The 9615-nt window shown below is 71.6% G+C and carries 12 protein-coding genes and 1 pseudogene; 8 read left to right on the top strand and 5 right to left on the bottom strand.

Annotation, left to right across the window (positions count from 1 at the left end):
- Positions 1-131 precede the first annotated feature (131 nt).
- Positions 132-890, bottom strand: a pseudogene (locus AB0N66_RS31505) (AfsR/SARP family transcriptional regulator); the annotation flags it as partial.
- A 117-nt stretch (positions 891-1007) separates the two neighbouring features.
- Between AB0N66_RS31505 and AB0N66_RS31500 the strand changes: the two are divergent.
- From AB0N66_RS31500 to AB0N66_RS31490, 3 genes are all read left to right on the top strand, one after another.
- Positions 1008-1952 carry an alpha/beta hydrolase gene (locus AB0N66_RS31500; protein WP_365441400.1) on the top strand — a complete coding sequence of 315 codons (945 nt, stop codon included), beginning with the start codon at positions 1008-1010 and terminating at the stop codon, positions 1950-1952.
- Between the two features lie 193 nt (positions 1953-2145).
- On the top strand, positions 2146-2559 hold the full coding sequence (locus tag AB0N66_RS31495; protein WP_365441398.1) for an ATP-binding protein: 414 nt from the start codon (positions 2146-2148) through the stop codon (positions 2557-2559).
- 111 nt (positions 2560-2670) lie between these two features.
- Complete coding sequence (locus AB0N66_RS31490) at positions 2671-3528, top strand: hypothetical protein (protein ID WP_365441396.1); 858 nt, start codon at positions 2671-2673, stop codon at positions 3526-3528.
- A gap of 15 nt (positions 3529-3543) precedes the next feature.
- Here the strand turns inward: AB0N66_RS31490 and AB0N66_RS31485 are convergent, their stop codons facing one another.
- Entirely contained in the window at positions 3544-3828 is a 285-nt protein-coding gene (locus tag AB0N66_RS31485) for an SCO5918 family protein (RefSeq protein ID WP_365441394.1), read from the bottom strand.
- A gap of 187 nt (positions 3829-4015) precedes the next feature.
- Positions 4016-4219 (bottom strand): cold-shock protein, encoded by a 204-nt coding sequence (locus AB0N66_RS31480; RefSeq protein WP_010986199.1) that lies wholly within the window; start codon positions 4217-4219, stop codon positions 4016-4018.
- Between the two features lie 380 nt (positions 4220-4599).
- Between AB0N66_RS31480 and AB0N66_RS31475 the strand changes: the two genes are divergently transcribed.
- Together AB0N66_RS31475 and AB0N66_RS31470 are read left to right on the top strand one after the other, a co-directional pair.
- Positions 4600-4830, top strand: coding sequence for a hypothetical protein (locus tag AB0N66_RS31475; protein ID WP_365441392.1), 231 nt, complete (start codon positions 4600-4602; stop codon positions 4828-4830).
- A 104-nt stretch (positions 4831-4934) separates the two neighbouring features.
- The gene (locus AB0N66_RS31470) at positions 4935-5750 is read left to right on the top strand and encodes a hypothetical protein (RefSeq protein WP_365441390.1); all 816 of its coding nucleotides are present in this window, start codon (positions 4935-4937) and stop codon (positions 5748-5750) included.
- A 27-nt stretch (positions 5751-5777) separates the two neighbouring features.
- On the opposite strand, the gene AB0N66_RS31465 is transcribed toward AB0N66_RS31470, so the two are convergent.
- Positions 5778-6494 carry a L,D-transpeptidase gene (locus AB0N66_RS31465; protein WP_365441388.1) on the bottom strand — a complete coding sequence of 239 codons (717 nt, stop codon included), beginning with the start codon at positions 6492-6494 and terminating at the stop codon, positions 5778-5780.
- Positions 6484-7068, bottom strand: coding sequence for a SigE family RNA polymerase sigma factor (locus AB0N66_RS31460; protein ID WP_365441386.1), 585 nt, complete (start codon positions 7066-7068; stop codon positions 6484-6486). The genes AB0N66_RS31465 and AB0N66_RS31460 overlap by 11 nt, the downstream gene beginning before the upstream one ends.
- Positions 7069-7180: 112 nt before the next feature.
- On the opposite strand from AB0N66_RS31460, the gene AB0N66_RS31455 reads away from it, so the two are divergent.
- The 3 genes from AB0N66_RS31455 (at position 7181) to AB0N66_RS31445 (ending at position 9551) form a co-directional block, all read left to right on the top strand.
- Positions 7181-8143: a L,D-transpeptidase gene (locus AB0N66_RS31455; RefSeq protein ID WP_365441384.1), complete on the top strand. Its 963-nt coding sequence runs from the start codon at positions 7181-7183 to the stop codon at positions 8141-8143.
- A 181-nt stretch (positions 8144-8324) separates the two neighbouring features.
- Complete coding sequence (locus tag AB0N66_RS31450) at positions 8325-8888, top strand: hypothetical protein (protein WP_365441382.1); 564 nt, start codon at positions 8325-8327, stop codon at positions 8886-8888.
- Between the two features lie 93 nt (positions 8889-8981).
- Positions 8982-9551 (top strand): SigE family RNA polymerase sigma factor, encoded by a 570-nt coding sequence (locus tag AB0N66_RS31445; protein WP_365441380.1) that lies wholly within the window; start codon positions 8982-8984, stop codon positions 9549-9551.
- Positions 9552-9615 lie beyond the last annotated feature (64 nt).

Here is a 9615-nt window from a genome sequence, read left to right as displayed (position 1 = left end):
GCTCCGCCCCCAGCCTCCCCTTCACCTGGGGAAGGATTCAGCCCCTCCGGCGTTTGAGGAGCGGGGGTTTGGGGGCGGAGCCCCCAAGGGACGGGAACGGGCAGGGGCGGAGGGGGCGAAAACCCACCCCCGTCCAACCCCGGCGCCTGCGCCAAGATGTCCGCCTCCAGCCTCCGCAGCCCCGGCCCAGGGTCCAGCCCCAGCTGGTCCGCCAACGCGACCCGCGCCCGCCGCAGCACAGCGAGCGCATCCGCCTGCCGCCCCACCCGATAAAGCGCAAGAGAGAGCAGACCCCAGGCACCCTCCCGCCAGGGATGCTCGGCGGCATGCGCATCGAGATCGGCAACCGCCTCTCCGGCACGCCCCAGCGCAAGCTGAGCCGCACCCCGCCGCTCGACGGCCTGAAGCCGCAGCTCGGCAAGCCGCGCCCGCTCCGCCCGAGCCCACCCCTCCCCCGCGAACTCGGCGTACGCGGGCCCCCGCCACCACCCGAGCGCCTCCTCCAGCCTCCCGAGCGCCTCCTCGGCCGGCAGCTTCACGGCATCCCCGACAGCCGCCTCGAACCGCCACGCGTCCACCGCGTCCGGCACGGCACGCAACGCATACCCGGGCCCCTCGGTGACCAGCAGCCGAGCCGGGGCACGCGGCGGCCGTTCCGGTTCCAGGGCCCGGCGGAGCGCGCCGACGAAGGTCTGTACGGCACCCACCGCACCCGGGGGCGGGTCCTCCCACAGGTCGTCGACAAGGCGGGCGACCGGCACGACCCGCCGACGGGCCACGATCAGCCGGGCGAGCACGGCCCGGTGCCGCGGCCCCTTCAACGCGAGCGAGCCCCCGTCACGCTCGGCCACGACAGCCCCGAGCACCCCGAAAACGACCCGCTGCTCCACGCCACCACCCTCTCCGGCCGGCCCACCCGCCACCGTACGCGCGCTGATTCACCGCTGATTCACGCCCGGCAAGCTCAAGACATCCCGCTCCCGCACCCCTCCGAGAGGCAGCAACCGATGCCCCAGAGCACACCCCCGACCATCCCGGGCTTCGCCTACCACCGCATCCCGGTCGCCCCCGACGTATCCCTGAACGTCGCCGTCGGCGGCTCCGGCGGCACCCCCGTCGTCCTCCTCCACGGCTTCCCGCAGACCCACCTGATGTGGCGGCACGTCGCCGTCGACCTCGCCGCCGACCACACCGTCATCTGTCCCGACCTGCGCGGCTACGGCGCCAGCGACAAGCCGGCCGAATCCGCAGAGACCGCAGGAACCGCAGGAACCCTCGAGGACGCCGATCCGACGACGTACTCCAAGCGCACCATGGCCGCCGATATCGTCGCCCTCGCCCGCGCACTGGGGCACAACCGCTTCGCCCTGGTCGGCCACGACCGGGGCGCGCTCGTCGCCATCCGTGCCGGGCTCGACCACCCCGACACGGTCACTCATCTCGCCTCGCTCGACGTGCTGCCCACGCTGGACATGTGGGACGTGCTGCACGGCACGACGGCGGCGGTCGCCTTCCATCTGTATCTGATGGCCCAGCCGCCGGGCCTGCCGGAGCAACTGATCGGCGCGGCCCCGGACGCGTTCTTCGGCCACTTCCTCGACCAGTGGACGCAGAGCTCGGAGGCAACGACGATCCCTGACGACATCCGGGCCGCGTACCTCAAGGCGTCCCGCGAGGCGGTGCCGTCGATCGTCGCCGACTACCGTGCCTCCGCCGGCATCGACGTCGTACACGACCTGGCCGACCGCGAGTCCGGCAACCGGCTGGAAATGCCGGTGGCCGTCCTCCAACAGGACTGGGGCGCCGCGCTCGGTTTCGACGCCGCCGCCAGGTGGGCCGCCTGGGCGACCGATCTGCGCCACTCCACCGTCTCCTGCGGCCACTTCATGGCGGAGGAGGCGCCCGCGGAGGTCACCAAGGCGGTACGGGACCTGCTCACCCGGACACCCTGACAAGCGCTCCCGCACCCCCATACCCCTCTGTAACTCTCTTAGCGGCTTTGTGACGTTGAACGCCGGTTGCGGATCACTCAGCGTGGGCATGACCCGTAGGCAGGACCGGCCGCGCACCGTATAGCGCGGGTCCCGGCCGGCGGGGGGTCCGGCCGCCGGGAGTACCGACCGTCCTGGAGGGGAGTGAAGTGTCATGCGTGCGCACGAGCGCGCCGTCCGGCAGACCGCCCGCGTCGAGTACACACTGCCGCGCACAGCAGTGTCGGCGGGGAGGGCCCGCAGACTCACATCGGCGTTCCTCACCCGGCCGCGGATGGACGCGCCGACCGCCGACCAGGTCGACGACGCCACGCTGATAGCTTCCGAACTCGTCGCCAACGCCGTCCGGCACGGCGGCACCGGCTGCCGGCTCCGCCTCCAGGTGGCGCACGGTGAGGTGACCGTAGAGGTGCACGACGACAGCCCGGGACGCCCCAGCGTCGGCCGGCTGGACACCGAATCGGAGAGCGGCCGCGGTCTCGCGATGGTCCAGCAGCTCGCCCATCGCCTGGAGGTCGTCAGCACCGGCTTCGGCGGCAAGACGGTCCGCGCGGTCCTGGCGGTGTGAGCGGCGGCTCCGTCGGCCCGAGTCGACGGTGTGCGCCCGGGAGGGTGACGCGGAGCGGCCCGCCGACCGGCGTCGGCCGATGGTCACCCCGCCCGCATGTAGAGACGAACCATGCGCTTCTCTCGTATCTCCCGCGCCGTCCGCGCCGTCCGCGTCTCCCGCACGGGGAAAGTCTGGGTGTCGGCCGTGGCGGCGACGGCGGTCGCGGGCGCCGCACTGACCGCGGTACTCATCACCGGAGGCGGGACCGGCAGCGAGAACGCCGCCGAAGGCCCCGGCCCGCACACGGATTCCGATTCCGATTCCGGTTCCGCGTACGAGGCCCAGCGCACGGCGTTGGCGCTGACCCGGTTCCGGACGTCCAGGGCCGACGGCCCCTCGGAGGTCACTGTGCGGCTCCCCTCCGCGGGGGCCGGGACGGTGACGGTGCGCGCCGTGGCCGACCACCGTGTCCATCGGGCGGTCGGCGTGTACGAGGTGATGGACGACGGCCACATCATGCGGGGCCTGCTCGCCTGGGACCTGGAGGGCATCGCCGTGGCCGGTTCTCCGGCGTCGGCCCCCGACAACACCCTTGGCCCCGAGGGGAGACCGGCCGCCCCGGGCCCGGTGACGACCGCCGTTCAGGCGGCACGTCGGGCGGGCACTCTGACGTCCGGCCAGTGGACCCGCCGTCCCTATGGCACCGCTCCGCTGGACAAGGCACTGCATCTGGCGCTGTCCGTGGCCGCGGATGGCCCGGCGAACACCCGACTCCCCGCCGATTCCCACCGGTTGGCACCTCGCGCCCCGGGCGCCGACGCTCCCGTCGTGCGTCCCAAAGCCTCGGCGCTCCCCCAGACCTACTCGCTGGACTCGGCCGGCGACCTGCGCCGCATCACGGCCGAGGTCGCTCCCGGCCGGAAGGCAACGGTCGACTTCGCGGCGACCCGGGCCCGCACAGGTGTCCCGGGCGCGCCATGGGGCTGATTCTCGGGGCTGGACCTACGCCGGTTCGGCCGTCCAGTCGGGGAGCGCGGGAGGCTGCGTCGGTGCTGCCGCCGGACGGCAGACGAACCCGAGGCGGGTGAGCGCGCGGGCCACCTCGAACTCGGTGAAGTCGCGGCGGTCCTGCCGGGTGATGACCTCCCCGACCTGCTTGACGGGGTAGGTCCGCGGGCCGATGACCACGGACGCGCCGGTGACGGGTTCGGGCTGGACGTCCGCCATCGAGTGCTCGACCTCGCCCTTGATGAGATCGAAGGGGAAACGGGCGATCACACAACGCATGGGTGCCTCCGCAGGGGAAGTTTCCGAGCACCGGAAAGCAGGCACGGCGTCACGGGAAATTCGCCGGAAATTTAATGCGTGAATAAACAAAAAGCAGGTGGCCGGGACCTGCACCTCAGGGTGCAGGTCCCGGCCACCTGTAAGCGTCGGCCGACTCAAGAGTCAGGCGTCAGCGGGGGGTCCCGGACTAGGCGGGGACGATGTTCTCCGCCTGGGGGCCCTTCTGGCCCTGGGTGACGTCGAAGGTCACCTTCTGGCCTTCCTGGAGCTCACGGAAGCCCTGGGTGGCGATGTTCGAGTAGTGGGCGAAGACGTCAGCGCCGCCGCCGTCCTGCTCGATGAAGCCGAAACCCTTTTCCGCGTTGAACCACTTCACGGTGCCAGTAGCCATGTCAAATCTCCTTCGGGGCAAAGCTCGAGGACCCACACTGTGTGGGTCCGCGTCTGCGCGATGTTGCCCCCTCCGGATAAGCACCGGATATTCAGAAGCCGACTTCCCGGTACGGACCGGAAAGCAAGCTCCAAGACTTTGGGAACCACAACTGCAACTGATATCGACACTAGCACGGGACGAGCGCGGAGGGGGCGCACTATCTCACCCCTCTCGGGGGAATAAAGAAACTCCCCGCACTGCGCTCCAATTTCTCCACCCGTCAGGGTAGATATTCACCCCCGCCGGAGGCAGTGATCATCCGCGGTGCGGCGTCGACGGGACGAGCACGGGCGCGGCCCCGACTTGCCCGGCCCCGCCGCCCGGGGTGCGCTGGGGGCATGACGACCGAGCCCGGCGCGGTCTGGGAGACCTTCGCGTTCGCCTGCGGGAACTGCGGACACACCTGGAAGGCGACGTTCCAGCTCATGTTCTTCACCGACCCGCTCGACCCGACCGGTCAGACCACCCAGGAGTACGTCGACGAGGACGGTGCCGCTGTCAGGTCGCCGCTGACCGACGCGGTGTGCGGGACGTGCGGGAGCCGGCGGGTGCGGGTGTCGGCCGGCTGACCGACACGGCGGGTCCGGACTCACCCGGACGGACCGGTGCGCTGGTGGGGGCGGAGGTCCGGTGGTGGCGTGGGGGAACTGCCGCGTCCTCAGGAGGCCCCGCCATGAACCGTCGCCCGTCCCGTGTTCTTGCCTCCGTGCTGACGGCGGGCGTGCTGGTGTCGGCGTCCGCCTGCTCGGCCTTCGACGCTCCCGGCGAGGAGCCGACCAACGAAAGGGTCACGGCGTCTCCCGCCGCCCCGGCGTCCCCCACCGCGTCCGCCACCCCCTCGCTCACCGTCACACAGGCCCACGACGCCCTGCTCAGCCCCGCCGAGCTCGGCGAGCGGTGGTCCGCGACGCAGGGCGGGGCGACCTGGCGGGACGGTCTCCTCAAGGGCAGGACGGACGTCGCGGACTGTCAGCGGCTGCTCGACGGCCTGTACGCCGAGGATCTGCTCGGGAAGCCGAAGGGCGCCGGCGCGGTCGTCGGCCTCGACGAGAGCGACACCGAGGCGCAGTTGCGCTACCAGGTCGCCGCGTACGGCGGACCGGCGGAAGTGGACGCGAAGATGGCCTGGCTGCGGACGCTGCCGGTGAAGTGCGCGGAGTTCACGTCCACCGATGTCCGGGGCGGACGGCAGACGGTCACGGTCGTCCCGGCGGCGCTGCCCGGTGTGGGCGACGCCCGCGAGGGGCTGCGGATGACCATGAGCGGTGAGGGTGACCCGTACGGCGAGACCCCGACGCTGACGCTGGACTTCGCCGCCGTGCGCGTCGGCGACCGGGCCGTCTCCCTCACCAACGGCGGACTCGGCGGCGCCGAGGAGGACTTCACGAACCAGGCGATCCAACTGGGCACCCAGCGCCTCCAGAAGGTCCTCACGAAACAGTCCCCGGCGACCCGCCCCACCGACCGCCCGTCCGCCCGACAGGGCTGACCACAGCGGGAGTTGGCCCCATCGATGTCACGGCCGCGTAGCCGTCGGCGTCGCCCCGCTCTCGCCGGGCAGGCCCGTGGCGGTCGGCGTCGGTTCGAGCGTCGCCGTGGGCGCGGCTCCCTCGATGTCGACCACCGACCCCACCTCCAGCTGCCCGTACAGCCACTCCGCGTCGCTCATGCGCAGGCCGATCCAGCCGGACGTGCGGTCGTAGGCGCCGGGGGCCTTCTCGTCGTAGGCGAGAGCGGCGATGTAGTTCGTCTTGCCGTCGGGCGCGAGGAGTTCGATGAACCAGGAGACCTTGAGGTCGTAGCCCGGGCCGACGATGTCGTCGCTGGGCATCAGCTTCATGCTCGCCTTGGAGGTGACCGTCATCCGGCCCGGCGCCGTGGGCGTCTCCACGGCGCCTGAGGAGAGCGGCAGTTCGCGCCCCGCGACCGTGACCACCCGCCGGGACAGGTCGACCGTGGCGTCCGCTGTCGCGGGGGTGCTGGGCATGCCGGTGGGGCTGCCCGCCGGGGACGGGTTCCGGTCCGTGCCCGCGCCGCCCAGGTTCAGGGCCACGACCAGGGCGAGCGCAGCCGCGGCGGAGGCGCCTGCGACGGTGGCGGCCGTACGGCGGTGGCGTCGGCGGCGTACCGCCCTGCCGCGGATCTCCGCGCCGGACAGCGGCGGAGGCGTCTCACCGGCGGCGGCCAACTCGCGTAGTTCCGCGGTGAGTTCGGAGGTGAGTTCATCGGACACGGTCGTCCTCCCGCTCCCCATCGCCGACCGAACCGGAGGAGCCGGCTGAGCCGGCCGGGCGAGCCGAGCCCGCACCACCCGCCGAGCCCGCCGAGCCCGCCGAGTCCGCCGTAAGCTCCCGCGCCAGCGCCGCCCGGCCACGGGACAGCCGGGCCTTGACCGTCCCCACGGGGGCGCCGGTTTCGGAGGCTACCTGCTCGACACTCAGGTCGCACAGATGGTGCAGGACCAGGGCCATCCGCTGCGCCTCGGGCAGTGTGCGCAACGCGGCGACCAGGGTGGCGCGTTCCGGGCCCGGCCCGGGGACGTGCTGCGGCGGCGGATTCCGGCGCACCAGTTCCAGCCAGCGGCGCGCACGGCGCCAGCGGCTCACCGCGAGCCGCATCGCCACGGTGCGTATCCACGCCTCCGGCGCCCCGTCGAGGAGGAACTCCCGCCGCTGGTCCCAGGCGCGTACGAACGCCTCCTGGACGACGTCCTGTGCCTCGCCGTGATCCCCGGTGAAGGCGTAGAGCTGGCCGGTCAGCCGGGGGAACGCGGTCGCGTAGAACGCGTCGAACTCGTCCTCGGTCATGACCCCCCGCCGGAGTTTCCGGAAAATCCCAAGTCCCGTGCAACCCGGCGGTCGGTGCCGTGCGTACAGGTCCCGTACGTCGCACATCGAAACACATCACAGGGGGATCTGGATGACCACGGGGACCAGGACGACCGCGAGGACCAGGGGAGTCGGGAGCGGCCGGGCGGCCCGCGCCATGAGCGCGGCGGCCCTGTGCGCGCTCGCGGGCTGCTCGGCGCAGGCGGTGGCCGGGGGGACACCGCAGGAGGAGGCGAACGCCCGGGTGGCGGACGCGAAGCCGAGTGTCACGGCGACGCCCACGCCCAAGCCCACGCAGACGCCTCTCCAGGCGTTGGACGGCGCGCACGTCAACATCGCCGACGGGCAGACCGTGGGCGTCGGCATGCCGATATCCGTCACCTTCGACCACGCGATACCTGCCGACGAACGGGCCGACACCGAGCGGCAGTTCAAGGTCTCCGCCGATGTCGACGGCTCCTGGAGCTGGGTCAAGGACCGCAACCTGCTGGACGGGCAGCGCGTCGACTTCCGTCCGCGCGCGTACTGGAGTCCGGGCACCGAGGTCACCGTCCGGGCGGGCTCCGGGATCACCCGGCACTTCACCGTCGGCCGTTCGCTCGTCGCCACGGTCGACGTCCGCACCCACACCATGACGGTGGTCAAGGACGGACAGACCCGGACCGTTCCCATCACCGCGGGCGCCCCGGGCATGGACACCTGGAACGGCACGATGGTCGTCTCCGACAAGCAGCGCGAGGTCTTCATGGACTCGCGCACGGTCAACTACGGCGACGCGTACGCGGGTTACTACTCCTACGCGGTCCACCTCACCACCTCGGGCACCTACCTCCACGAGAACCCGAAGGCCAACACGTACGCGGGCAACCAGAACGTCACGCACGGCTGCGTCGGGCTCGCGACGGACGGCACGGCGAAGCGGTTCTACGACGAGGTCATCCCTGGCGATGTCGTCAAGGTCGTCGGTTCGAAGGACACGGTCGACGTCGGCAACGGCTACGGCGACTGGAACGCGAGCTGGGAGCAGTGGCAGGCGGGCAGCGCGCTGACGTGACACACCGCCCGAAGAAATCCGGCGCCTGTGTCATCCCGGCTGTGGCCGCCGGGAGTTTGAAGGAGTGGAGAGGCGCCCTCCGTCCCACAGCAGTACTCATCCCGCAGTACTCATCCAGCAGTAACTCGTCTCAGTCATCCGGATCCTCAAGGGTCCGCGCAACACGAGGAGTTGTCCGTCCATGACACGGATACAACGGATACAGAAGTACGTGGCCGTCGCGGCGGTCGCCGCCGCGCTGGTGGGGGTGCCCACGGTGTCGTACGCCGCCGCGCCGGGGAGGGCGGCGTACGACACCACCGGTACCCATGCGCCCTCGGCCCGGATCGTCGCCCCCGGCGAACACGTCACGGGCGGTGTCGCCGGCTTCGGGCTCTGGCTCACCGAGGAGGGCAAGTACTGGACGACGCCCGAGAATCCCGAGCCGCAGTTCCGCAGTGTGGTCGACGGGAACATCGACCTCAGCCGGCCGGGAGTGTCGGTTCAGGCAGAGGGCAATCAGGGGCACTACGTCCTCTCCGGCCTCTACTACGGCGGCAAGGGCACCGCCTCACGGGTCGCCGTCAAGACCTCGGTCGGGACCGTGCACGGCAAGCTGCTGGAGCTGGCGGGCAGGCCCGGCTGGGGCGTCTGGTACGCCACCGCCGACGTACCGGTGAGCGATGACGGCGGCTTCGACGCCTTCCAGTCCGTCACCGTCTACGACACCAGAGGCAGGGTCTACTCCCAGCTGAAGCTGAACTGAGCCCGCGGGCGGGGGAGTCGGGTTGTTCAGGTCTCGACTCCCCCGCACCGCCCCCTCCCCCCACGCACCCGATTCCGAGGGACACCGCCGGCCGTGCAGCACAACTCCACCGACGCCCCCGAAGTCCTCGATGCCACCGAAGTCCCTTCCTCCGGTGACGATTTCGCCAGGTACGCCGCCGCTGCCTGGCCCCGCCTCGTCCGCACCGCGCACATGCTCACCGGCGACTTCCACGAGGCCGAGGATCTCGTCCAGACCACGCTGGCCAAGGTGTACGCCCGCTGGCGGCGCATCCCGCGCGACGACGTCGACTTCTACGTACGCCGCTCGCTGGTCAACAACAACCTCAGCCGGGTGCGCAGAAGACGGGTCGTCCATCTGCTGACGCCGTTCCTGCCCGAGCGGATGCACCAGCGCGTGCCGGGGCACGCCGAGGCCGTCGAGCAGCGGGCGGCGCTCAGCCAGGCGCTGGGCTCGCTGTCGGCGCGGCAGCGTGCCGTGCTGGTGCTGCGCTACTGGGAGGACCTGGGCGAGGCCGAGATCGCCCAGTTGCTCGGCTGCTCGGTCGGCACGGTCAAGACCCATGCCCGGCGCGGCCTGGAGGCCCTCCGCGCCCACCCCTTGTTCGCTGGCCGACACCCCGTTTCCGGAGCCCGCCCATGAACCACCCCTCCCGTCCGCAGAGTCCGCGTAATCGGCGTAATCCGCGTAGTCCGCAGAGTCCTGT

The organism is Streptomyces sp. NPDC093544, assembly GCF_040683495.1.
GTDB lineage: Bacteria > Actinomycetota > Actinomycetes > Streptomycetales > Streptomycetaceae > Streptomyces.
The sequence above is the reverse complement of the archived record's forward strand: the minus strand, read 5'-3'. Positions and strand labels throughout refer to the sequence as shown.

Bases quoted from the DNA above. Each gene is read 5' to 3' on its own strand.
- AB0N66_RS31480 (WP_010986199.1), bottom strand. From the start codon at position 4,219: ATGGCTACTGGCACCGTGAAGTGGTTCAACGCGGAAAAGGGTTTCGGC.
- AB0N66_RS31460 (WP_365441386.1), bottom strand. From the start codon at position 7,068: ATGACCGAGGACGAGTTCGACGCGTTCTACGCGACCGCGTTCCCCCGG.
- AB0N66_RS31450 (WP_365441382.1), top strand. From the start codon at position 8,325: ATGACACGGATACAACGGATACAGAAGTACGTGGCCGTCGCGGCGGTC.
- AB0N66_RS31500 (WP_365441400.1), top strand. From the start codon at position 1,008: ATGCCCCAGAGCACACCCCCGACCATCCCGGGCTTCGCCTACCACCGC.
- AB0N66_RS31485 (WP_365441394.1), bottom strand. From the start codon at position 3,828: ATGCGTTGTGTGATCGCCCGTTTCCCCTTCGATCTCATCAAGGGCGAG.
- AB0N66_RS31490 (WP_365441396.1), top strand. From the start codon at position 2,671: ATGCGCTTCTCTCGTATCTCCCGCGCCGTCCGCGCCGTCCGCGTCTCC.
- AB0N66_RS31495 (WP_365441398.1), top strand. From the start codon at position 2,146: ATGCGTGCGCACGAGCGCGCCGTCCGGCAGACCGCCCGCGTCGAGTAC.
- AB0N66_RS31470 (WP_365441390.1), top strand. From the start codon at position 4,935: ATGAACCGTCGCCCGTCCCGTGTTCTTGCCTCCGTGCTGACGGCGGGC.
- AB0N66_RS31455 (WP_365441384.1), top strand. From the start codon at position 7,181: ATGACCACGGGGACCAGGACGACCGCGAGGACCAGGGGAGTCGGGAGC.
- AB0N66_RS31475 (WP_365441392.1), top strand. From the start codon at position 4,600: ATGACGACCGAGCCCGGCGCGGTCTGGGAGACCTTCGCGTTCGCCTGC.